We start from the raw sequence: 23,137 nt of genomic DNA on the forward strand, positions 1-23,137 counted from the left end.
GGACGGGGCGCGGCGGGGGCGGCCGTCCCCGGGCGGGAACGGCCGTCCCGGCGGGGGCCCGGTCAGTAGCCCTGCGGCTTGTGGTGCGGGTTGGCCTGCGGCACCTTGCTCGCCAGGTCGTGCCCGTCCGGCGCGACCTTGTACCTGCTGCGGATGTACGTCATGGACGCCGCGACGTTGGCCACCGGGTCGTAGATGTCGGTCGAGGTGCCCTTGACGTGGTTGGCCGCGAAGGTGCTCGGGATGCACTGCCAGCCGCCGCGCGAGCAGTTCGCGGGCTTGCCGTCGCCGACGACGGCGCCGTGGGCGTTGCTGTCCCAGGCGTTGATCTGCGAGCCGGGCGCGTTGTACGAGGACTCCCGGGAGGCGATGGTCAGCATGCCCTCGGTCCAGGCGGCGCGGGCCTTCGGGTCGGTGACGCCCATCGCGTCCAGGGCCTGGGAGATGTACTCGCGGCAGGCGGCCTCGCCGCTCCGGTACTTGCCGGCGCCCTGGTAGCTGACCTGGCCGACCTTGATCGCACCCTCGTGGGAGACCGTCGGCGTGGGGTCCTCGCCGTGACCGCCGTGGCCGCCGTGGCCGCCGTGGCCGCCGGTGGGCTTCTTCGGGCTGGTGGGCATCGGCTTCTTCGGTCCGGTGGGCTTGGCCTCGTGCGTGCCGCCGTGGCCGCCGGCGGGCTTCTTCGGGTCGGCCGGCTTCCCCGGGTGGCCGCCCTGGCCGGGTTTCCGGACGCCCTCGCGGGCGCGCCGCTCGGCGTCCGCGTACTGCTTGACGATGACGCCGAGCTTGTTGACGTCGCTGCCGAGGTTCTTGGTGAGCTCGTTCTTGGTGGCCTCCAGGGCCGCGACCTGCCGCTCGATCGCGCCGACCCGTTCACGCACCTGGGCGACCACCGCGCCGAACCCGATGACGCCGCCGAGGGCGCCCGCCGCGAGGTCGGTGGTGACGGCCCTGGCCATCACGCCCTTGATCCGGCCGGTCCGCTGGGACAGTTCACCCATCCGCTGCTGGATCGCCTGGAAGTCCTGCTGGATCCGCGCCAATTCGCCCGGTTCGTAACCGAAACCCGCTGCCATTCCGTGTCCCCCCGTAGGACCTGACCTGACGTCTGCTGAGGTCGTTTATCCCATCACATCGCGTCGTGACGCAATCACCGGACCCTCCGGTTCGGCTACCGCGCGTACCCTTTGCCCGGGTTCTGCAAACCCGGCGAACGGGTGTCCGTCGAGATGCCCGGGCTCCCCCGGCACGCGATCATGGCTGGTGCGGACCGTCCCGTCGGCGGGCCCGTGTACGGCTCACCGCCGTCGACCGCCGGCGCCCGACCGGAAAGGCTGGGTCTCGATGTTCCAACTCCTCTGGATTCTGTTGATCGGTTTCGTGCTGGGCGTGCTGGCCAAGCTGATCCTGCGCGGACCGCAGTCCATCCCGTGGTGGCTGACCATGCTGCTCGGTGCGGTCGGCGCACTGCTCGGAAACCTGGTGGCCGGCTGGATCGGCGTCCGGCACACCGGCGGCATCGACTGGATCAGGCACCTGCTCCAGATCGGTTTCGCCGTCGTCCTGGTGGCCTTCGTCGCCCCGGCCTGGAGCAAGTCCCGCTCGGGCAGGTAGCCCCCGCGGTCCACGGCCGACCCACCCACCGCCCGCCCGGCTCCCTGCCGGGCGGGCGGTGGCGTGCCGGGGGTCCTCCCGGGGACCGGGCGGACGGCGCGGCGGACGGCGCGGCGGGCGACGCGGCGGGCGACGCGGTGGCCGGTCAGTCGAAGCGGGAGCTGCGCACCGGCCCGGCGGAGCGGATCCGGTCCCGGCTGCCGGTCGCCCAGGTGGCGGCGGCGCGGGCCGCGAAGCCCGCCAGCGCCGCGTCCGGGTCGGGCGGGGTCGCCCCGTCGCCCGGGTCGGGCTCGGCGGAGGCGGCCAGGATCTCCCGGGCCAGCTCCTCGGCCGGGCGCTCGTCGGCCGGGGACGAGGTGACCTCGCCGTCCCCGTCCACCGTCATCCGCGGCTCCCAGGGCGCGACGATCCGCTGCACCAGCAGGCCGCAGACGTCCGCCGACACCGCGGGGGTGTCCGTCCAGCAGGTGGCGTGCTCGTACAGCAGCTCGCCGGGGGCCCGCTCGTGCAGCGCGGAGAGCACCTCCCCGTCCAGCTCGTTCAGGTCGTACGCCACCACCAGCGTGTCCGGCGTGCCCGGCCGGTACGGGGCGGCGGGCAGGCCCAGCAGCTCGGCCGCGGCCAGGCCGAGCGCCCGGCTGCCCCGGTCGGGCAGCAGCGCGACGGCGGCGGGGCGGCGGCCGGTGGCGTCCAGCACGACGCGCAGCCGCTCCAGGCCGAGCCGGCAGTCGTCCCAGCCGCCCTGGAAGTACGCCCAGCGGCCGGTCATCCCGGCGTCGTGGCCGTACGGGGAGAGGGTGGCGAGCAGGCCGCCGGTGAGCACGTGGTGCCAGCCGCGCAGGTCGGCCGGGCCGGCCGGCGGGACGGCGGCGGCCCGGGCCAGGGTGCGGCGGATCCGGTCGGCGGCGGGGCGCCAGGTGTCGTCGGGCGCGGAGAGCTGCCCGAAGACCTCCCGGGCGAGGTCGAGGTCCCCGGCCATCAGCGCGTTGTGCACCAGCAGGTAGCGGTCGGGCCAGTCGCCGGTGACGTCCCGGTGCTCCCGGAGCAGCTCGACGGCCTCGTGGTGCCGCTCGCCGTCCTCCAGCGCGACGGCCAGCTCCAGCAGCACCTGCCGCGGGTTCACCGCCGGCCCGGCCGGGCGGGAGCGGCCGAACAGCCGCCGCTTGGCCGCCTTGGCCTCCGGCTCGGCGGCGGCCTGCCGCGCGCCGCGCAGCGCCTGGCGCAACGCGGGGACGGCGAACTCGGACAGGCCGTGCTCGATGCAGGCGTACCCGTACGCGTACAGCGCGGCGGGGCCGGACGGGTCGGCGGCCAGTTCGGCGGCGGCGCCCGCCAGGTCGTCGATCCCCACCAGCTCGGCCAACTGCCTCACTGCCGGGGCGAGTTCGGCGGCGCTCAGGCCGTCGGCGACGCTCCGCAGTTCCCGGACGGCGCCCTGCGGGTCACCGGCGTCGAGCAGTTCGCGGGCCTTGGTGAGGTCGGCGTGCACGCAGTCTTCTCCTGGAGTTCGGGGGTGGGGGGTGGTCCACGGGGCGCTCCGGCACCGGCCGGGGCGCGCACCCGCCCGATCATCGCCGCGGCGCGCCGTTCGGCCAAACGGTTTTCCACCCGACGCCCGGCGGCCCGGCGGCCCGGCGCCGGCGCGCCCCCGCCCCCGTCCCCTTCGCTGCGACCGGTCCGCCGGCGTGTCACCGTCCGGTCCCGATGCGGTCCGGAATCCGCGTCTTCGCCCCGGCGGCCCGACGGACGGCCGTAGCGTCCTGCCCCGTACCGCCGCACGGGGTCCAGCCGCCCCGTCCGGTCGGCCGCTCCGCCACCACGCACCCGGGAGGAACCCGCCATGACCAGACGCCGCCCGCTCGCCGCCCGCACCCTGCTCGCCACCGCGGCGCTGGCCGCGACGCTCACCCTCGCCGCCTGCGACCCGGAGGGCACGGACGCCGACGCCGCCCCGCCCACGTCCACGTCCGCCTCGGTTTCCGCGTCGACTTCGGCTTCGGCTTCCGCGTCCGCGTCGGGCGGCAAGCGCGCCCTGACCGAGGCCGCCACGGCGGGCGGCCTGACCCGGGCCACCGGGGACGCGCAGCTGAGCGACGTGCCGGTCGACCCGGGCGAGATGCGCGAGGGGATGACCCTGGTGGAGGCCAACTACCGGCAGGCGAAGGGAGGTTCCGGCCGTCCGGTGCTGTTCGCCGGAGTCGACAACGTGCCCGAGGACCCGAGCAAGCGCCGCGAACACCTGTGGCGCGGCCTGATCGACTACGCGCTCGGCGAGGGCTCCACCGGCAGCCCCGGCACCTCCGTCGCCTACCCGGCCGGTCCGCTCGGCGGCAACCTGGAGTGCTTCCCGCTCGGCGCCGACGCCCTGTGCGGCTGGACGGACGCCTCCACCGCCGCCGTCGCGCTGTTCCCCGCCACCTCCCCGGCGGACGCCGCCGCACGGTTCGTCCGGATGCGCGCCGACCTCGAGCACTGAGAACCACCGAGAACGCCGAGGACACCGGTCGGACGGACGGACCCGATATGCCACCAGTCCCCTTTTTCACCAAGGGGATTGACGGCTCCCGTTCCGTTCGGAAACCTTCCCGATCGCTCTCCCGGCGGTCGGGCCCCGACCGGCCGCGAAGGACCGCGACGCGCTTCTCGGGAGTTGCCCGGACCGACGTCGGCTTCGAGGTCGCCCCACCGTGTCCGGGCGATCCCCCTCCGCCTTCGCCCGGGCATCCGCGCCGGCCCCTGACCGGCGTCCGCCGGGAAGGGGGGCTCCTTGTCGTGGCCCGGGCCGGAAACCTAAGGTCGTCAGGCACCCCGTCCCCGCCCGCAGAGGAGTCCGTTCCCCATGAAGCTGCTGCGCATCGGCGCGCCCGGTGAAGAGTTGCCGGCCGTCCTGGACGCCGACGGCACCGCGTACTCGCTGGCCGGGCTGACCGGTGACATCGACGGGGCGTTCCTCGCGGGGGGCGGGGTCGAGCGGGTGCGGGCGGCGCTCGCGGCGGGGTCGCTGCCGGTGGTGGCGAGTGCCGGGGTGCGGCGGGGGGCGCCGGTCGCCCGGCCCGGGAAGGTGGTCTGCGTCGGGCTCAACTACCGGGACCACGCGGAGGAGACCGGGGCGGCGATCCCGGCGCGGCCGGTGGTGTTCATGAAGGACCCGGCGACGGTCGTCGGCCCGGACGACGAGGTGCTGGTGCCGCGCGGCTCGACCCGGACGGACTACGAGGTGGAGCTGGCGGTGGTGATCGGGCAGCGCGCCCGCTACCTCGCCGACCCGGCCGGGGCCGCCGCGTGCGTCGCCGGGTACGCGGTCAGCAACGACGTCTCGGAGCGGGAGTTCCAGCTCGACTTCTCCCCGCAGTGGGACCTCGGCAAGTCCTGCGAGACCTTCAACCCGCTCGGCCCCTGGCTGGTGACCCCGGACGAGGTGCCCGACCCGCAGGCGCTCGGCCTGCGGCTGAGCGTCAACGGCGAGTCGCGGCAGGACGGCAGCACCGCGCACATGATCTTCGATGTGCCGTACCTGGTCTGGTACTTGAGCCAGTACATGGTGCTCAACCCCGGCGACGTGATCAACACCGGCACGCCGGCCGGCGTCGCCCTCGGCCGCCCCGACAAGCCGTACCTGCGGGCGGGCGACGTGGTCGAGCTGTCCGTCGACGGCCTCGGCACCCAGCGCCAGACCCTCGCCGACGCCTGACGGGCCGACGGCCGGCAAGGCCGGGCCGGGGTGCTAGAAATCCCTGGTGGACGATCCTTCCGAGCCCCCGGCCCTGCGCGCTTTCGTGGCGCTCGCCCCGCCCGACGAGGCCAAGGACGAGCTGGCCCGGGCGCTGCGCCCCGCCTACGAGGCGTACCCCGGGCTGCGCTGGAACCGGATCGAGGACTGGCACATCACGCTGGCCTTCCTCGGTGAACTCCCGTCCGGCGCGGTCCCGTTGCTGCGTTCCGCGCTGTCCGGCGCCGCCGTCGGGCGGCCCGCGCTGCGGCTGGGGCTGCGTGGCGGGGGCCACTTCGACGGGCGGCTGCTGTGGAGCGGCGTCGACGGGGACCTGGCGGGGCTGCACCGGCTGGCCGAGGAGGTCCGGGGCCTGGTGCGCGCCCGGGGCATCGGCTTCCGGGAGCGCCCGCTGCACCCGCACCTGACGCTGGCCCGGGCCCGCCGCGACGACGCCACCAGCGTCCCGGCGAGCGCCGCCGTCCTCGCCGGGTTCACCGGCCGGAGCTGGTGGACGGCGCGCCTGCACCTGGTCGGCAGCAACACCGCCCGCGGCCCCGGCCCGATCCACTACCGCGACATCGAGTCCTGGCCCTTCGCCACCGCCGGCCGTCCCGACCGCACCGCCTGAGACCGCGCCGCCCGAGGCCGCACCGCCCGAGACCCGGCCGCCTGAGGCCCGACCGCCCGAGGCCCCGCCACCTGGAACCCCACGGCCCGGAACCCCGCCGCCCGGCCCCCCGCGAACGTTTCACCCGCCCCGGCGGCCCCCGGAGCTGCGCGGACGGCCGGGGGCACGGGCGCGGGATTGACAGCCCCGGCTCGCCTTCCCACCATGGGAGCGCTCCCAAGGCGGTCGGCGCACGCACCGTCGACCGCCCCGCGGCACCGTACGCCGCACCGCCCTCACATCCCCCGCCCCCGTCCGGGCCCGGGGCCGCCGTGGTGCGGCCCCGGGCCGGCGCCCCACCCGGGAGGAACGACCCCCATGCTGTTCCGCAGGAGATCAGCCGGGCCCCGCCGCCCGCTCGCCGCGGCGGCCCCGGCCGTCCTGGCCGTGCTCGCGGCGGCGCTGCCGCTGTCCGCCCCCGCCGCGGCCGCCGACCCCGTCCCCGTCGGCGACACCACGGTCACGGTGAACGCGAACGCGGGCCTGGGCACCGTCGATCCGGCCGCGCTCGGCGTCAACACCGCCATCTGGGACTCCGCCATGAACGACCCCCAGGTGGCCTCGCTCTACCGGGACGCCGGGATCGGCGCGCTGCGCTACCCGGGCGGCTCGTACGCGGACATCTACCACTGGGCCGACCACACCGCGCCGGGCGGCTACGTCGCCCCGGGCACCGGGTTCGACGCGTTCATGGGGACGGTGCGGGCGACCGGCGCGCAGCCGATCCTGATCGCCAACTACGGCTCGGGCACCCCCCAGGAGGCGGCGGACTGGGTCCGGTACGCCAACGTCACCAAGGGCTACGGGGCGAAGTACTGGGAGATCGGCAACGAGATCTACGGCAACGGCGTCTACGGCAGCGGCTGGGAGAACGACACCCACGCCGACAAGTCGCCGGACCAGTACGCCCGGGAGGTCAAGGCGTACGCCGCGGCCATGAAGGCCGTCGACCCGACGGTGAAGATCGGCGCGGTGCTGACCATGCCCGGCAACTGGCCGGACGGCATCGTCGCGGCCGGCGACAGCGGCGACTGGAACCACACCGTGCTGGCCGCCGTCGCGCACGACGTGGACTTCGTCAGCGTCCACTGGTACCCGAACGCCGGCGGCGGCGAGCAGGCGCTGGCCGCCGTGCGGCAACTGCCCGGCGAACTGCGCGAGGTGCGCAGCCTGCTGGACCGGTACGCGGGCGCGGACTCGGCGCGCATCGGCATCGCGATGACCGAGGTGAACTCCGACTCCGGCAACGGCGCCCTCACCAGCCGCCCGAACGGCCTGTTCGCGGCGGAGGCGATGAGCACCGCGCTGGAGAACGGCGTGTTCAGCGTCGACTGGTGGGACACCCACAACGGCGCGGGCCCGATCACCACCGTCAACGGGGAGACCGACTACGGCGACATGGGCCTGCTGTCGAACGGCAGTTGCACCGGCAGCGTCTGCGAGCCGGCCGTGAACACGCCGTTCGCGCCGTACCACGGCATCAAGGCGCTGGGCGCGCTCGGCGACCCCGGCGACACCATGCTGGCCTCCGGCGCCTCCGGCCCCGACGTCTCCTCGCACGCGGTGCTGCGCGCCGACGGCGACCTCGGCGTGCTGCTGCTGAACCGGAGCCCCGCCACCACCCACACCGCGGACCTGCGCTACCTCGGCTTCACCCCCGGCACCGCCGCCCCCGCGGTGCAGCGCTGGGCGCCCGGCGACCCGGGCCTGGTGGACGCCACCGGCACCGCGACCGCCGCCTCGGTGACCCTGGCCCCGTACTCGATCACCGTGCTGACCGTGCACGCCAAGCCCGGCACCGGCTCGTCGGCCGCCACCGTCGGCACCCCCGGCGCGCCGCGCGCCACCGCGGTGGACGCCACCACCGCGACCCTGTCCTGGCCGGCCGCCACCGGTGCGGCGGACCGCTACGAGGTCTACGAACAGCTGGGCACCACCGTCCAGTTGATCGGCTCCTCGACCGGCACCTCCACCACCCTGCGCAACCTGCCGCCGGGCTCCCGGCACACCGTCAACGTGCTGGCCCGCGACCAGGCCGGGCGCCTCTCCCGGCCCTCCGCCCCGCTGACCTTCACCACCGGCACCCCGGACGACAGCACCTGCACCGTCTCGTACCGGGTGACCAGCGGCTGGGGCAACGGCTTCGTGGCCGACGTCGTGGTGAGCAACACCGGCCCGGCGGACCTGAACGGCTGGACGCTGGACTTCGACTGGCCCTCCGCCGGACAGTCCGTCGGCTCCTGGTGGAACGCGGACATCGCCGCCACCGGGCAGCACGTCCGGGTCACCAACGGCCGGGACAACGCCCGCCTGGCGCCGAACGGCGGCACCTCCGCCGAGTTCGGCTTCGTCGGCGGCAACAACGGCGCCAACCCGTCCCCGACGGTGTTCCGGCTGAACGGCACGGTCTGCCGCACCATCGGCTGACCCTCCGCACCGGGCCGCCGCCCGCGCACCCGGCCGGGAGCCCCCGCTCCCGGCCGGTCGGGCGTCGTCGACGGGCGGTCAGGTCTCGTTGCCGACCGGGGCCGGGGACGGAACCGGGGACGGGGCCCGGGTCGCGGTGGACGGGGAGAGGGCGGCGGCGGTGAGGACCAGGAGCAGGACCGGGAGCATCGCGGCCCGCAGCCCGTGGTGCTCGCCGAGGAAGCCGAGCGTCGGGGGGCCCGCGAGCAGGGCGACGTAGCCGATCCGGGAGGTGAGGGCGATCCGGGCGGTGGTGTCGGGGCCCGACTCCCCGGCGGCCGAGAGCGCGAGCGGGAAGCCGAGGGCGGTGCCCAGGCCCCAGAGCAGGACGGCGCAGCCCGCCGCGGCCGGGGAGTCGACGAGCGAGACCAGCGCGATGCCCGCGGCGGTGAGGAGCGCGCCGCCGCCGAGCACCAGGGGACGGCCGAGGCGGGCGACCACGGGGCCGCCCGCGAAGCGGCCGGCGGCCATGGTGGCGGCGAACCCGGCGTAGACCAGCGAGCCGAGGCCGGCCGGCATGTCGTGGCCGTCGACCATCAGCAGCGGCAGCCAGTCGGTGGCGGAGCCCTCGGCCAGGGTCATCGCGAACACCACGCCGCCGATCAGCAGCAGCCGCGGGTCGAGGTAGGGCCGCCGGTCCGCCGCCGTCACCGCCGGGGCACTGCCGGGAACCGGCGCGTCGGCACCGGCGGCAGTACCGGCGTCGGCACCGGTGGCGCGGCCGAGGCCGGGGCGCAGGCCCGGCAGGGCGAGGGCGAACAGCACGGCGGTCACCAGCAGGACGGCGGCCAGGTGCCAGGGGACGGGCAGGCCGATCGCGGCGCCGCCCGCGCCGAGGGCGGCGCCGATCAGGGTGCCGAGGCTGTAGCAGCCGTGCAGGGCGGGTAGGACGGGGCGGCCGTACGCGCGTTCCACGTCGGCGCCGTCGACGTTGCTGGCGACTTCCGAGAGGCCCACGCCCGCGCCGATCAGCAGCAGGCCGAAGGCCACCAGCGGGGCCGAGGAGAGGGCCGCGCCCAGGGCGGTGGTGCCCGAACTGGCCAGCACCAGGCCCATGCCGGTGATGATGACGGGCCGGGTGGAGAACCGGGCCACCAGCGCGCCGGCCGCCAGGATGCCGAGCATCGAGCCGATCGACATCCCGAAGAGCACCAGGCCCATCTCGGCGGTGGAGGCGTGCAGCCGGTCCCGGACGTCGGGGGTGCGGGTGACCCAGGTGGCGAGCGCCAGCCCGGGTATCCCGAAGCAGAGTTGCAGGGCCCGGCGGTGCCGGCGGACCGCCGCGCCGGGCGGCCGGGGCTCCGAGCGGTCCGCCGGACGGACGCCCGGCGGGGCCTGCACGGGGACACGGAACTCCGGGCTGGACTCCATGGGAACGCGGGCCTCCGGGGGACGGGACAGGCGGAGCGGACGGAACGGGCGGAACGCGCCGAACGGACCTGAGAAGCGGACCGGCCGGTGCCCCCACGCACCCTAGCCGCGCCCCGCCCCGACCCTCCGCCCGGGGCGGAATCCCGCGTTCCGGTGCGCCCGGCCGACCCCTCCGACGTGCCGGTTTCAGACCGTCTCCGAGCGCCGAAATGGGAGAGCGCTCTCCCGCTTGACATGCATTCTCCCAGCTCCGCACACTGCTGGGGCGAGAGAGCGCTCTCAGCGCTCCCCTCTCTCTCGCTGCGCGCCCGCACATCCCACCCCCACCTGCACGCGCACCCGAGGAGCCGTCAGATGCTCGCGCCACGCACCCACCTGCACTGGAGGACGCCGCTGTGCGCCCTCCTCGCCGTCGCCGCCCTGCTGGCGAGCCTGCTGCTCGCCCTGGCCCCGGCGCCGACCGCCCAGGCCGCCGGGATCCTGCTCTCGCAGAACAAGCCCGCGACCGCCTCGTCCACCGAGAACGCCGGGACACCCGCCTCGGCCGCCGTCGACGGCAACACCGGCACCCGCTGGTCCAGCGCCGCCGCCGACCCCCAGTGGCTCCAGGTCGACCTCGGCACCAGCCAGGCGATCAGCCAGGTCGTCCTCCAGTGGGAGACCGCCGCCGCCAAGGCGTACCAGCTCCAGCTCTCGACCAACGGCTCGACCTGGACCACCGCCTACTCCACCACCACCGGCACCGGCGGCACCGAGACGCTCAACGTCAGCGGCACCGCCCGCTACGTCCGGGTGTACGGCACCGCCCGCACCACCCAGTACGGCTACTCGCTCTGGGAGTTCCAGGTCTACGGCGGCTCCTCCGCGCCCGGCACCTGCGGCACCCAGAACGCCGCGCAGAACCGGCCCGCGACCGCCTCGTCCACCGAGAACGCCGGGACACCCGCCTCCGCCGCCGTCGACGGCAACACCGGCACCCGCTGGTCCAGCGCCGCCGCCGACCCCCAGTGGCTCCAGGTCGACCTGGGCACCGTCCAGACCGTCTGCCGGGCCGTGCTCCAGTGGGAGACCGCCGCCGCCAAGGCGTACCAGCTCCAGCTGTCCACCGACGGCACGAACTGGACCACCGCCTACTCCACCACCACCGGCACCGGCGGCACCGAAACCCTGAACCTCACCGGCACCGCCCGCTACGTCCGGGTGTACGGCACCGCCCGCACCACCCCGTACGGCTACTCGCTCTGGGAGTTCCAGGTCTTCACCACCGGGACGGGCTCCTCGCCCAGCCCGAGCCCGACCTCCGGGACCGGCACCGACCCGTTCTGGGGCGACACCAGCACCATCCCGCCGGCCTCGAACGTGCTGACGGTCAAGGTGCTGAACCGCACCAACGGCGCCTACCCGGACAGCCAGGTCTACTGGAGCTTCAACGGGCAGACCCACTCGATCGCCGAGCAGCCCTACCTCGACATGCCCGCCAACTCCTCCGGCCGGATGTACTTCTACCTCGGTTCGCCGACCAGCCGGTACGCCGACTTCATCGAGTTCACCGTCGGCGCGAACGTGTTCAACGGCAACACCACCCGGGTCGACGCCTGGGCCCTGCCGCTGGCGATGCGGCTGCACACCACCGACGGCTACGACGTGCAGGTCGGTGACGCGCAGTCGGTGTTCAACGAGAGCCGCACCCAGCTGTTCCAGGACTTCGCGAACGCCGTGCCGCAGGAGTTCAAGGTGCTGGCGCAGACCGAGGCCCCGTACCGGATCATCGCGCCGGGCAGCGACCCGAGCTTCCGCACCGGCGGCGTGAACGCCAACTACTTCACGGCGTACGCGAATTCGGTCGGCGTGAACGAGTCCACCTCGAACATCTTCGGCTGCGCGGGCACCCTGGCCGGCGACCCGGGCATGTGCGCGGCGCTCAACCGGCACGTCGCCACGCTGCCGCAGAGCCAGTGGTCCGACCCGAGCAAGTACTACGCGGCGGGCCCGGCCAACTACTACGCCAAGTTCTGGCACGACCGCGCGATCGACTCGCTGGCGTACGGCTTCCCGTACGACGACTACGCGAGCCAGTCCTCCTACATCTCGCACGCGAACCCGCAGTGGCTGGAGGTCGCGGTCGGCTACTGAGCCCGGCCGCCCGTCCGCCCCTTCGACCGCCGTCCGCGAGGAGATCCGTGAACGCACGCGCAGCACGCCCACCGGGCTCCGCCCCGGTGCCCCGCCCCACCGTCAGAACGCTGTGGACGGCGGCGCTCGCCGTCCTGGCCCTGCTCACCACCCTGCTGGTCTCCGGCGCGCCCGCCGCGCAGGCCGCCGGGACCCTGCTCTCGCAGAACAAGCCCGCGACCGCCTCGTCCACCGAGAACGCCGGGACACCGGCCTCGGCCGCCGTCGACGGCAACACCGGCACCCGCTGGTCCAGCGCCGCCGCCGACCCCCAGTGGCTCCAGGTCGACCTGGGCACCGTCCAGACGGTCAGCCAGGTCGTCCTCCAGTGGGAGACCGCCGCCGCCAAGGCGTACCAGCTCCAGTTCTCCGCCAACGGCTCGACCTGGACCACCGCCTACTCCACCACCACCGGCACCGGCGGCACCGAGACGCTCAACGTCAGCGGCACCGCCCGCTACGTCCGGGTGTACGGCACCGCCCGCACCACCCAGTACGGCTACTCGCTCTGGGAGTTCCAGGTCTACGGGACGGCCGGGAGCGGCGGGGGCGGGGCCGTCTGCGGCACCCAGAACGCCGCGCAGAACCGGCCGGTGACCGCCTCCTCGCAGCAGAGCGACGCCTTCCCGGCCGCCGCGGCCGTGGACGGCGACGCGGGCACCCGCTGGTCCAGCGCCGCGGCCGACCCGCAGTGGCTCCAGGTCGACCTCGGCTCCGCGCTGACGCTCTGCCGGGCCGTGCTGAGCTGGGAGGCCGCGTACGCCACGGCGTTCCAGCTCCAGACCTCCACCGACGGCACGAACTGGTCCACCGCCTGGTCCACCACCACCGGCACCGGCGGCACCGAGACACTGGACCTCGCCGCCACCGGTCGGTACGTCCGGGTGTACGGCACCGCCCGGGCCACCCAGTACGGCTACTCGCTCTGGGAGTTCCAGGTCTTCACCGGCGGCAGCGGCGGCAGCACCAGCCCCTCGCCGTCCCCGTCACCGTCCCCGTCCGGCGGGGGCGGCGGCTGCGGCACCGTCAACGCGGCGCTCGGGCACCCGGCCACCGGGTCCTCGGTGCAGGACGGCAACCCGGCGTACGACGCGTTCTACGCGACCGACGGCAGCACCCTGACCCGCTGGTCGAGCGAGGTCGGGGAGCCGCAGTGGATCGTGGTGGACCTCGGCGGGAACCTGCCGGTGTGCCAGGTGGTGCTCCAGTGGGAGAACGCGTACGCCAGCGGGTTCCGGATCGACCTCTCCACCGACGACGCCAACTGGACGACCGTCTGGTCCACCACGACGGGCACCGGCGGCACCCAGACCGTGAACGCCTCCGGCACCGGCCGCTACCTGCGGCTGTACGCCACCACCCGGGCCACCGGGTACGGCTTCTCGCTCTGGGAGCTGGCCGTCCGCACGGTCGGCAACCAGACCGTCACCATCCCCCCGCCGCCGCCGAAGCCCGCACCGGGCACCTGCCCGTGGGTCAACCGGCCGGACGTGCCGGTCGCCACCCGGGTCGCCCAGCTGATGGGCGCGATGACCCAGGAGCAGAAGGACCGGATGCTGTACGGCGACGGCTCGGAGGTGTACATCGGGCAGATCGCCGGGCAGCCCGGCCTGTGCATCCCGGACGTCAACTTCGAGGACGGGCCGAGCGGCGTCGGCGACGGGCTCGGCGGCGTCACCCAGTTCCCGGACGGCGAGGTGTCCGCGGCCACCTTCGACACCGACTACGTGCACGAGTTCGGCGTGGCGGTCGGCCAGGAGTTCGCCGGCAAGGGCGTGAACGTCTCGCTCGGCCCGACCGTCAACATGGTGCGCGACCCGCGCTGGGGACGGGCCTACGAGACCTTCGGCGAGGACCCGTACCTGAGCGGGCAGATCGCCAGCGCCGACGTCCAGGGCATGCAGAGCCAGGGCGTGATGGCCGAGGTCAAGCACGTGGCCGCGTACAACGTCGAGCAGCCCTCGGCGCCCGGCAACGAGATCGTCGACACCCGCGCCCTCCAGGAGATCTACCTGCCGGCCTTCCAGACCGCGATCGAGAAGGGCGGCGCGGCGGCGCTGATGTGCGGGTACAGCATGGTCAACGGCGAGTACTCGTGCCAGAACCCGGCGCTGGAGAACGTCGCGATGTACCAGCAGGCCGGCTTCCAGGGCTTCATCACCTCGGACTGGGGCGGCATCCACTCCACCGTGCCCTCGGCCAACGCGGGCGAGACGGTCGAGATGCCGTTCAGCGGCTTCTTCGCCACCGCGCTGCTGCAGGCCGTCGCCAACGGCCAGGTCACCCAGGCGACCTTCGACACCATGGTCTCCCGGGTGCTGACCCAGATGTTCCGCTTCGGCATGTTCGACAAGGCGCCCAGCGGCTCCAAGACCGCCATCGTCGCCACCCCGGCGCACCGGGCGGTCGCGCTGCGCGGCGCCGAGGAGGGCACCGTCCTGCTGAAGAACAACGGCCTGCTGCCGCTCGACGCCAACGGCGGCCGCTCGCTCGCGATCATCGGCACCCAGGCCGGGCCCGGCACGCTCACCTCGGGCGGCGGCAGCGGCAACGCCACCAGCTCCGGCACCTACACCCCGCTGTACGGCATCCAGCAGCGCACCGCGGGGACGAACACCACCGTCGCCTACAACGACGGCACCGACCAGGCCGCCGCGGTCGCGCTCGCCAGGTCCTCGAACGTGGCGATCGTCTTCGCGGCCGACGACTACGGCCACGAGACCGCCGACACCACCACGCTCACCCTGCCCGACAACCAGGACGCGCTGATCTCGGCGGTGGCCGCGGCCAACCCGAACACCGTCGTGGTGCTCAGCAACAACTCCGCGATCATGATGCCCTGGCTGAACCAGGTCGCGGGCGTGTTCGAGGGCTTCTACCAGGGCCAGGAGTTCGGCGAGGCGATCGCGGCGCTACTGTTCGGCGACGTCAACCCGTCCGGGCACCTGCCGATCACCTTCCCCGCCTCGCTCTCCCAGGTCCCGGCGAACACCCCCGCGCAGTGGCCGGGCACCGGCGGCACCGTGCAGTACTCGGAGGGCCTGAAGATCGGGTACCGCTGGTACGACACGAACAACCTCACCCCGCTGTTCCCGTTCGGCCACGGCCTGTCGTACACCGGCTTCGCGTTCGGCAACCTCCAGGTGGGCCCGCTGACCAACGGCCGGGCGACGGTCACCGCGACCGTCACCAACACCGGCGGCCGGGCCGGGACGGAGGTCGCCCAGCTGTACGTCGGTGCCCCGGCCGCCACCGGCGAGCCCCCGCACCAGCTCAAGGGCTTCCAGCGGATCACCCTGAACCCCGGCGCGTCCGGCACCGTCACCTTCACCGTGACGGCGCACGACCTGGCGCACTGGGACACCGCAAGCAGCAACTGGACCGCCACGGCGGGCAGTTACCAGATCCTGGTCGGTGACAGCTCGCGCAACCTGCCGCTGACCGCCACCCTCGCCAACCCGACCACCGTCGTCGCCAACACGATGGACTGACCCCGCCCCCCTTCCCGTCCCCCCCGGCCGGGGGCGCCCTCCTCGGGGCGCCCCCGGCCCTCGTCTTCGCCGCTTCTCGGCTTCCCCGCTTCTCGGCTTCCCCGCTTCTCGGCTTCCCCGCTTCTCCTCGGCGGCCGCGGCGGCCTCTCCGACCGTCCTGGCGCCGGGTATCGGGCGTCGCGCGTCGGGCGTCAGGCATTGGGGTCGAACGGGATGCCCGCGGGCATCGCGTGCGCCAGCGCGTACGCGAAGTCCCCGTCGCCGATCTTGATGGTGGCCGCGCCGAAGTCGGCCGCCAGCAGCTTGTCGCGGTAGCCGGCCGGGTAGCCGTCCCAGCCGACCAGGCGCGGGTAGAACCAGGTGCCGGTGGCGTTCTCGGCCGGCTCGTCGTTGGCGTTGGCGAACCGGAAGTCGTGGGTGGAGACGCCGTCCTTGTGGTAGACGATCTTCGGGTGGGTGCCGTCGAAGCGGATCGCCGAGCGGGCGGCGACCTGGTAGCCGCTGTGCTGGGAGACCGACACGTACTGGACCTGGTCGTCGTGCACCCACACCAGCACGTGCTCCCAGTCGTGCCGGTGCCCGATCGCCGCCGGGCCCAGGGTGGCCTGGTCCTTCTCGAAGTAGCTGGCGTACATCAGCGCGCACCAGCCGTTGTTGCACCTGGTGCGCGAGTAGGTGTTGGAGTCGGCGAGCTGGGCGTAGTCGTGGCAGTGGCCGTTGACGTCGCCGCCGAGCTTCAGCCCCGGGTTGATCGTGCCGTCGGCGCCGATCGCGGCCGTGGCGTAGCAGCCGTCCTTGTCGTAGTCGTACGCCGGGGAGAAGGTCTGGTCCAGCCCCGGGGCGTTCTGCGGCAGCCGGGTCAGCACGTTGGCCCCGGCGGAGGCCGGCAGTGCCACGACGAGCGCCGTCGCGGCGGCCAGGCCGAGCAGGGCCCTGGCCGGAGAACTCGGCTTGCGCATGGTGGCTCCTCGTCAGCCGTCGCGTGCGGTGCGGTTCGCCGCTCCGGGCGGCCGACGGGCCGTCAACTCCGGTACGGGCACGGCGAATCTAGAGCGGGCACCCACGACCGTCAAGGCGTGGACCGGGGCGTCGGACGACCCCCGCGCCGGGCGCGCCGACGCGGGGGTACGGGGTGGTGCACGAGGGGTGGCGCACGAGGGGTGGCCGGGCGGGGAACGCCGGTCGAAACGGGGCGGCGGCGCGCCCGCGGACTCCGGCGGCGCGTCCTCAGGCTTCGGCGACGCGCTCCAGCCAGTCGCCGAACAGCGCGCTCTCGTGCGGGGTGAACACCTCCAGGCCGGGCAGCGCGGCGCGCAGGGTGACCGCGGCCGTGGCCGGGACGGAGAGGGCGAGTTCCCGGGGGTCGACCAGGACAGTGCTGCGGACCGCCTCCCAGGCCAGGTCGGCCAGGGTGGTGTCGCGGCTCTCCTCGGGCTGGTCGATCAGGGTGAGGACGACCCCGGTGCCGGCCGCCCGGATCAGGTCGACGGCGCGCCGTTCGGGGACGCGCAGCCGCCCGGCCCGGGCGACCCGGCCCACCCGCTGCCGCAGGATCCGCAGCCCGGCCTCGGCGGCGGACCGCCCGTCCGGGCTCGGCGCCGTGGTGTGCATCAGCCGGAACAGGGCCGGGTTGACCAGGCCGAAGCCGATGTGCAGGTCCCAGCCGGCGCGCAGCCCGCGCACCGGGTCCTCGTCCGCGTCGACCGGCGGTTTGCGCGCCATGTAGGTGGCGAAGCCGTGCTCGGCGACGGCGTCCAGCAGGCCGTCCTTGTCGCCGAAGAGGCGGTAGATGGTGGGGGCCTGGACGCCGGCGGCGAGCGCCACCGAGCGGGTGGTGACCGCGTCGGGGCCGTCGGCGGCGAGCAGTCGGGCGGCGACCTCGACCAGCCGGGCGCGGACGGCGTCGCGCGAGGTCTGCGGGGGGCGGGGACCGGCATCGTTCACGTTTCCAATGGTATCTCACATTTGTTATCGGTGAATTTCCAGTGCTAACGTCGAAAGCGAAACACCGATAACACGTGGAGTGGACCATGATCGTCATCACCGGAGCCACCGGCGCGCTCAACGGCGCCACCGTCGACCACCTGCTGGCCCGCGTCCCGGCCGCGGAGGTCGTCGTCGCCGTGCGCGAACCCACCCGGGCCCGGCGGTTCGCCGACCTCGGCGTGCGGGTGCGCCGCGGCGACTACGCCGACCCGGCCTCGCTGCCCCGCGCCTTCGAGGGCGCCGACCAACTGCTGCTGGTCTCCGCCAGCGACCCGGGCGCGGACGCCGTCGCCCTGCACCGCACCGCGATCGACGCCGCCGTCGCGGCCGGCGTCGGCCGCGTCCTCTACACCAGCCACCAGGGCGCCCACCCCGACAGCGCCTTCAAGCCCGCCCGCGACCACGCCGCGACCGAGCGGCTGCTCGCCGACTCCGGCCTCGCCTGGACCGCCCTGCGCAACGGCTTCTACGCCCACAGCCTCGCCCACCTGGCCGGGCCCTGGCGCGAGACCGGCACCCTCACCGTCCCCGCCGACGGCCCGGTCTCCTGGACCGCCCGCGAGGACGCCGCCGAGGCCGCCGCGGTCATCCTCGCCACCCTCGGCGGGCACGGCGGCCCGGGCGCCGACGGGCACGACGGTCCGACCACCGACGGGCACGGCGGTCCGGCCGCCCGCGGGTACGACGGCCCGGTCACCCTCACCGCCGCCGCGGCGCCCACCTTCCACCAGGTGGCCGACCTGGCCGCCGAGCTGTCCGGCCGTCCGGTCCGCTGCGTCACCGTCGGTCCCGAGGAGTGGGTGGCCACCCAAGTGGCCTCGGGCACGCCGGAGTTCATGGCCCGCTTCACCCTCGGCATCTACCAGGCCGCCGCCCAGGGCCACTTCGCGGGCACCGACCCGCTGCTGTCCGCCCTCCTCGCCCGCGAGCCCCGCACCGTCCGGGACCTGCTCGCCGGCGCCGCCTGACCTGACACGGCGGAGGCCGCCACCCCGGCTCGCGGGGTGGCGGCCTCCGGTCGGAGCCGTTCCGAGCGGTGCGGCGTCAGCCGGTGAAGGCGGCGGTGCCGTTGGGGGTGCCGAGGCCGGTCGGGCCGTCGTAGCCGGCGCCGGCCTTGCAGAGGTAGGAGGGCGAGCAGGAGCCGTTCGAGCCGGAGGTCACGTCGAAGAGCGCGGAGGTGTGGGCGTAGGGGAAGGACGCCGGGCTGGAGCCGCTGGAGGGGTTGCCGCCCAGGGCGTAGACGCCGGCGATGATCGGGGCCGCGGCGCTGGTGCCGCCGTAGACGGCCCAGCCGCTGCCGCCGTAGGTCTGGTAGACGGCGACGCCGGTGGCGGGGTCGGCGACGGCCGAGACGTCGGCGATGGTGCGCTTGGTGCAGCCGGTGTCCTTCTGCCAGGTCGGCTTCGCGTCGTACTTGGAGCAGCCGGAGCCGGTGCCCTCGGTGGAGTTGGTCAGCCAGACGCTCTCCGACCAGCCGCGGGCGCTGGAGTCCCGCTTGAGGGCGGTGCCGCCGACCGCGGTCACGTACCTGGAGGCGGCCGGGTACTGGGCGCCGTAGGCGGAGTCGCCGGAGGAGACGGTGATGGCGACGCCCGGGTGGTTGAAGTACGAGGAGTCGTACGAGGTGTCGGCGGAGGACTCCGAGCCGCCGTAGCTGTTGGAGACGAACTTGGCGCCCAGGCTCACCGCGGTGTTCACCGAGGTGCCGAGGTTGGCCATGGTCGCGCTGCTCGCCTCGACCAGGATGATGTGGGCGTTGGGGGCGATCGCGGAGACCATGTCGAGGTCGAGCGATATCTCGCCCGCCCAGCCGGAGTTGTTCGCCGGCAGGCTGCTGCCGCCGGTCTGGTTGACCTGCTTGAAGCACCCGCTGGCCTTGGTGCAGGCGGGCAGTCCGTACTGGGAGCGGTAGACGGCCATGTCCGACTCGGCGTTCGGGTCGTTGTACGCGTCCACGATCGCGATGGTCGTCCCGGCGCCGCCGTTGGCTGGCAGCTTGTAGGCGCTCAGCAGGTCGCTCGGCCCGAGGCCGGACGGGGTGGCGTTCGGGGTGACGCCGAGCTGCCGGACGCCCTCCACCGTGCTGGTCACGCGCAGCGCGTGACAGGCCACGGTGTCGCCGTGGGCGAGGGTGTCGCACGCCTTGACCCAGGACGTGCCGTCCTTGCCGTACACCTGGGGGTCGGCCGCCGCGCCCGCCGGGGCGGCGGCCGTGAAGGCGGAGAGGAGGAGGGCGGCGGTGCCCGCGACGGCGAGGGCCGTACGGCGGGCTGCGGCGGAAGTGCGCATGCGGAAGTGCCTCCTTGGCTGGGGTAGACCGGAAGCGGTGCAGGCCGGGCCGCACCGGCGGATGGTGTCCGCCCGCGTGGCCGGGCCGGGCCTGACGGCGGGATTCGGGGCCGCCGTCGAACCGGGGAGTCCGTGCAACACCGGACTGGCGTTCGACAGTAGGCGGGCATGCTCATGCCCAACAAGCGGCCCGGGACGATCCGAACCGCACCTTTACCCAACGGGCCTGACGCTTGGCCAGTCGACGCCCCTTCGCCTGGGGAGGGTTTACCTCCGCTTCCGCCCCCTTCCGCCCCCTTCCGCCCCCTCCGCCGCTTCCGCCGCTTCCGCCCCCGACCCCCGGGGACCCGACCGTGACCGTCGCCGGACCGGGCGGTGACACCGTCACAGTCCGGGAACAGGCCGCGCCCCTCCCCTGTCGCGGCGCGCCCGACACCTGCCACAGTGAACCGGTCGCAGGCCACGGGGGCCGGACGGGAACGAGGTTGGCAGATGAGAACACGTCTGGCAGGAGTGCTGCTCGCCCTGGCACTGGCGGGCGGCGGCGCCACGCTGGCCACCGGCACGGCGTCCGCCGCACCGCGCACCACCGCGGTCACCGCCGCCGCCCAGCAGGCACCCGCCGCCGCACCGGCGGCCGGCACCCAGACCCAGCCCCAGGCCCCGACCGGCCAACGGGCCCAGCACGCCACCCAGTTGGCGAAGAGCAAGGCGAAGAAAAAGAAGAAGTCCAAGGGCGGCCTGATCGGCTTCCTGCTGGTGTCCGTCATCGTGATCGCGGTGATCGCCCTGGTGGTCTGGCTGATCTTCCGCAAGCTCCGCCGCCCCTGACCCGACCCGGCCCGCCATCGGGGCCCCGATGGCGGGCCGTAGTGCGGCAGCCGGGCAACCGGACCACCACCGCCCAAGTCGCCCCCGCCGCAACGGAGTCGGCGGGGGCCGTCGCGCGCGGGCCGTCGCGCGCTCAGTGGCGCCCGCCCGGGCCACTCCCCCAGGGGATCTCGACCGGCCTGCGGCGCCCCCACCCCTCGCGCTCCGCGAGGACGGACCGCCGCAGCCCCAGCGCCGCGCCCAAGGCGGCGGCGCCGTCGTCCACGGTGAGCCGGCGGTACGCCCCGTCGAGCCGCGCGATGAACCCGGGCGCCGCCTCGGCGGCCCCCGAACCACCCGCCGGCACTTCGCCGTCGATCCGCCGGGCGATGATCGGCGTCATGGGCCGCAGACTCACGCGCGGACGGCCTGCTCGGCGCCCCGGCCCGGGACCTCTTCGCCCTCCTGTCACGACATCCGCACTACCGCTTCTGGGCCCTGTACCGCTTGAGGAGAGCGGTGAGTCTCTCCGGATCGGCCCCGCCGTTCAGTTCGGCAGTGAGATCGTCGGGGCAGAGCTCGTAAAGATCACCCCACCACCGGCGCCCCCGGTTGTCCCAGACGCGGTATCCGCCAGGAACACCTCTGGCCACGTAGCGACGCCTACTCACGAGGCGATCCGCTGGAAGCGCGTCCCACGTCCGTAGCCCACTTCCCTTCCCGCACGATCCGCGGGCAGCAGGCTACGACGGATCTCCCCCGCGGTCACGAGAAAACAGGGTCGACCCGGAAGCCCTCGCAGGGCGCCGGCGCACCGGCCGCCTGCGAGGGCGCTTACCGCAGCACGGCACAACCGTCCGGGCGATGTCCTGCTGCGGTCGGACCGGACCTTGTCGACGGCCCACCTGACGGAGGACGACAGCTCCGGCCGGCCGCACTGCGGGTGTCGCCGTCCGGGCGGGGCCGGCGGGGGTCAGGGTGCGATGTTCTCCAGGTCTTCCAGCAGGCTCGGGTGGGTGGGCGTCCAGCCGAGGGCGGCGCGGGTGCGGGTGCTGGTGGCGGGCTGGTCGGTGGCGAAGATCGGGCCGAGGAAGCCGAAGTCCTCCTGCGGGACGGGCCGGACCGGGAGGTCGAGGCGGCGACCGATGACCGCGGCGATGTCGCGGACCTTGTCGCCCTCGTCGGCGACCGCGTGGTAGACGCCGCCGGCGGGGGACTGCTCCAGGGCGAGGCGGAACAGCACGGCGGCGTCGCGCGCGTGGACGGCGGGCCAGCGCTGCTCGCCGTCGCCCGGGTAGCCCGCGACGCCGGTGCGGCGGGCGGCCTCGGTGAGCAGTCCGGCGAAGCCGCCGGCGCCGTTGTCGTGCACGGTGCGCGGCATGCGCACCGCGGAGCTGCGCACGCCCCGGGACGCCAGCGCGAGCGCGCGGGCCACGGTGCGGCTGCGCTCGGCGACCGGGCCCTCGGGCAGGGCGTCCTGTTCGGTGGCGGGCCGGCCCGGCACGGCGGGGGTGCCCGAGACCACGACCAGCGGGCGGTCCGTGCCCACCAGGGACTCTCCCAGCGCGTCGACGGCGGCGGCCTCCTCGGCCATCGCCCGGACGAACGCGTCCGGCGCGCTGAAGTCGTTGCCGAAGGCGAGGCTGATCACGCCGTCGGCCTTCCGGGCGCCCTCGCGCAGGACGTCCAGGTCGGTGAGGCTGCCGCGCAGGACGTCGGCGCCGGCCGCCCGGGCCTTCGCGGCCGAGGCGTCGGAGCGCGCGAGCGCGGTGACGCGGTGGTCCGCGGAGAGGAGTTCGGCGAGGACGGCGGATCCGATCAGGCCGGTCCCGCCGGTGATGAACACGTGCATGGGAGTCTCCCCAGAGTGATGCAACAGGTGTCTCATCAATGTACACGCGATGCGCCACCTGTCGCATCACGTACGATGGCGACATGCCACGATGGAAGCCCGACGCCCGGCAGCGCCTGGTAGCCGAAGCACTGCGGCTGTTCGCGGAGCAGGGCTACGACGCCACCACCGTCTCCCAGATCGCCGAGCGGGCGGGCCTGACCCGCAGCACCTTCCACCGCTACTTCGGCGACAAGCGGGACGTCCTCACCGCGGGCCGGGAGACGCTCGGCCGCCTGCTGGCCGACGGCATCGAGGCCGCCCCGCCCTCGGCCACCCCGCTGGAGGCCGTGCGCGCCGGGCTGGAACACGCCGCCGCCGCGATGACGCCCTTCAACCGCGAGATCAGTCCGCTGATGCGAGCGGCGGTCGAGGCGAACCGGGAGCTCCAGGAAGGCCTGGAGCAGAAGCACGCCGGCCTCGCCGCCGCGATGGCCGAAGCGCTCGGGAGGCGGCGGGTGCCCCGACCGGCGGCGCGGATAGCGGCCGAGATCGGCGTGCTCGCCTTCACCACGGGGTACCAGCGGTGGAACCCCGAACGGGACGACGAGGAACTCGCCCCCCACCTGCGCGCGGCGTTCGAGGAACTGCGCTCGGCCGTCACCGACCTGCGGTAGCCCCGGCTGTCCCGGCAGGCGGCACCGACCTCGGCGACGTCGTCCGCCCCC

Annotated in this window: 19 protein-coding genes; 10 read left to right on the forward strand and 9 right to left on the reverse strand. The window is 74.6% G+C overall.

Annotation, left to right across the window (positions count from 1 at the left end; all coding sequences use genetic code 11):
* Window positions 1–62: 62 nt before the first annotated feature.
* Window positions 63–1,076 (reverse strand): hypothetical protein, encoded by a 1,014-nt coding sequence (locus ACIQVD_RS14695; RefSeq protein ID WP_402289140.1) that lies wholly within the window; start codon window positions 1,074–1,076, stop codon window positions 63–65.
* 268 nt (window positions 1,077–1,344) lie between these two features.
* On the opposite strand from ACIQVD_RS14695, the gene ACIQVD_RS14700 reads away from it, so the two are divergent.
* Window positions 1,345–1,614, forward strand: a complete 270-nt coding sequence (locus ACIQVD_RS14700; RefSeq protein WP_400686311.1) for a GlsB/YeaQ/YmgE family stress response membrane protein — start codon at window positions 1,345–1,347, stop codon at window positions 1,612–1,614.
* Window positions 1,615–1,759: 145 nt separating this feature from the next.
* Here ACIQVD_RS14700 and ACIQVD_RS14705 read toward each other — a convergent pair whose 3' ends face one another.
* Window positions 1,760–3,103 (reverse strand): hypothetical protein, encoded by a 1,344-nt coding sequence (locus tag ACIQVD_RS14705; RefSeq protein ID WP_402289142.1) that lies wholly within the window; start codon window positions 3,101–3,103, stop codon window positions 1,760–1,762.
* Window positions 3,104–3,454: 351 nt separating this feature from the next.
* On the opposite strand from ACIQVD_RS14705, the gene ACIQVD_RS14710 reads away from it, so the two are divergent.
* The 4 genes from ACIQVD_RS14710 to ACIQVD_RS14725 all read left to right on the forward strand — a co-directional run bounded on the left by ACIQVD_RS14710 (window position 3,455) and on the right by ACIQVD_RS14725 (window position 8,420).
* Window positions 3,455–4,090, forward strand: a complete 636-nt coding sequence (locus ACIQVD_RS14710) for a hypothetical protein (RefSeq protein WP_402289144.1) — start codon at window positions 3,455–3,457, stop codon at window positions 4,088–4,090.
* 363 nt (window positions 4,091–4,453) lie between these two features.
* Entirely contained in the window at window positions 4,454–5,305 is an 852-nt protein-coding gene (locus tag ACIQVD_RS14715; protein WP_400686320.1) for a fumarylacetoacetate hydrolase family protein, read from the forward strand.
* A gap of 46 nt (window positions 5,306–5,351) precedes the next feature.
* Window positions 5,352–5,954 (forward strand): RNA 2',3'-cyclic phosphodiesterase, encoded by a 603-nt coding sequence (gene thpR, locus ACIQVD_RS14720; RefSeq protein WP_402289146.1) that lies wholly within the window; start codon window positions 5,352–5,354, stop codon window positions 5,952–5,954.
* Window positions 5,955–6,311: 357 nt separating this feature from the next.
* Window positions 6,312–8,420 carry a cellulose binding domain-containing protein gene (locus ACIQVD_RS14725; RefSeq protein ID WP_402289149.1) on the forward strand — a complete coding sequence of 703 codons (2,109 nt, stop codon included), beginning with the start codon at window positions 6,312–6,314 and terminating at the stop codon, window positions 8,418–8,420.
* Between the two features lie 78 nt (window positions 8,421–8,498).
* On the opposite strand, the gene ACIQVD_RS14730 is transcribed toward ACIQVD_RS14725, so the two are convergent.
* On the reverse strand, window positions 8,499–9,830 hold the full coding sequence (locus ACIQVD_RS14730; RefSeq protein WP_402289151.1) for an MFS transporter: 1,332 nt from the start codon (window positions 9,828–9,830) through the stop codon (window positions 8,499–8,501).
* 354 nt (window positions 9,831–10,184) lie between these two features.
* On the opposite strand from ACIQVD_RS14730, the gene ACIQVD_RS14735 reads away from it, so the two are divergent.
* The gene (locus tag ACIQVD_RS14735; RefSeq protein ID WP_402289153.1) at window positions 10,185–11,963 is read left to right on the forward strand and encodes a discoidin domain-containing protein; all 1,779 of its coding nucleotides are present in this window, start codon (window positions 10,185–10,187) and stop codon (window positions 11,961–11,963) included.
* Window positions 11,964–12,010: 47 nt separating this feature from the next.
* On the forward strand, window positions 12,011–15,493 hold the full coding sequence (locus tag ACIQVD_RS14740; RefSeq protein WP_402289156.1) for a discoidin domain-containing protein: 3,483 nt from the start codon (window positions 12,011–12,013) through the stop codon (window positions 15,491–15,493).
* Window positions 15,494–15,684: 191 nt separating this feature from the next.
* Here ACIQVD_RS14740 and ACIQVD_RS14745 read toward each other — a convergent pair whose 3' ends face one another.
* Together ACIQVD_RS14745 and ACIQVD_RS14750 are read right to left on the reverse strand one after the other, a co-directional pair.
* Window positions 15,685–16,452 (reverse strand): NPP1 family protein, encoded by a 768-nt coding sequence (locus ACIQVD_RS14745; RefSeq protein ID WP_402289159.1) that lies wholly within the window; start codon window positions 16,450–16,452, stop codon window positions 15,685–15,687.
* Window positions 16,453–16,720: 268 nt separating this feature from the next.
* Entirely contained in the window at window positions 16,721–17,437 is a 717-nt protein-coding gene (locus ACIQVD_RS14750; protein WP_400686336.1) for a TetR/AcrR family transcriptional regulator, read from the reverse strand.
* A gap of 86 nt (window positions 17,438–17,523) precedes the next feature.
* Between ACIQVD_RS14750 and ACIQVD_RS14755 the strand changes: the two genes are divergently transcribed.
* Window positions 17,524–18,447 (forward strand): NAD(P)H-binding protein, encoded by a 924-nt coding sequence (locus ACIQVD_RS14755; protein ID WP_402289161.1) that lies wholly within the window; start codon window positions 17,524–17,526, stop codon window positions 18,445–18,447.
* 76 nt (window positions 18,448–18,523) lie between these two features.
* On the opposite strand, the gene ACIQVD_RS14760 is transcribed toward ACIQVD_RS14755, so the two are convergent.
* On the reverse strand, window positions 18,524–19,768 hold the full coding sequence (locus ACIQVD_RS14760) for a peptidase S8 (RefSeq protein ID WP_400686341.1): 1,245 nt from the start codon (window positions 19,766–19,768) through the stop codon (window positions 18,524–18,526).
* Between the two features lie 492 nt (window positions 19,769–20,260).
* Here ACIQVD_RS14760 and ACIQVD_RS14765 point away from each other — a divergent pair, with 492 nt between their 5' ends.
* Window positions 20,261–20,599: a hypothetical protein gene (locus ACIQVD_RS14765; RefSeq protein WP_402289164.1), complete on the forward strand. Its 339-nt coding sequence runs from the start codon at window positions 20,261–20,263 to the stop codon at window positions 20,597–20,599.
* A gap of 133 nt (window positions 20,600–20,732) precedes the next feature.
* Here ACIQVD_RS14765 and ACIQVD_RS14770 read toward each other — a convergent pair whose 3' ends face one another.
* From ACIQVD_RS14770 to ACIQVD_RS14780, 3 genes are all read right to left on the reverse strand, one after another.
* On the reverse strand, window positions 20,733–20,981 hold the full coding sequence (locus ACIQVD_RS14770; protein WP_402289167.1) for a hypothetical protein: 249 nt from the start codon (window positions 20,979–20,981) through the stop codon (window positions 20,733–20,735).
* A 79-nt stretch (window positions 20,982–21,060) separates the two neighbouring features.
* Window positions 21,061–21,249 carry a hypothetical protein gene (locus ACIQVD_RS14775; RefSeq protein WP_402289169.1) on the reverse strand — a complete coding sequence of 63 codons (189 nt, stop codon included), beginning with the start codon at window positions 21,247–21,249 and terminating at the stop codon, window positions 21,061–21,063.
* A gap of 302 nt (window positions 21,250–21,551) precedes the next feature.
* A complete protein-coding gene (locus tag ACIQVD_RS14780; protein WP_402289172.1) occupies window positions 21,552–22,430 on the reverse strand; it encodes an SDR family oxidoreductase in 879 nt (292 codons plus the stop codon).
* Window positions 22,431–22,513: 83 nt separating this feature from the next.
* Here ACIQVD_RS14780 and ACIQVD_RS14785 point away from each other — a divergent pair, with 83 nt between their 5' ends.
* Window positions 22,514–23,086, forward strand: coding sequence for a TetR/AcrR family transcriptional regulator (locus tag ACIQVD_RS14785; protein ID WP_402289175.1), 573 nt, complete (start codon window positions 22,514–22,516; stop codon window positions 23,084–23,086).
* The last annotated feature ends 51 nt before the right edge of the window (window positions 23,087–23,137 follow it).

Source organism: Kitasatospora sp. NPDC090308, from assembly GCF_044769485.1.
In the GTDB taxonomy this organism is placed as follows: domain Bacteria; phylum Actinomycetota; class Actinomycetes; order Streptomycetales; family Streptomycetaceae; genus Kitasatospora; species Kitasatospora fiedleri.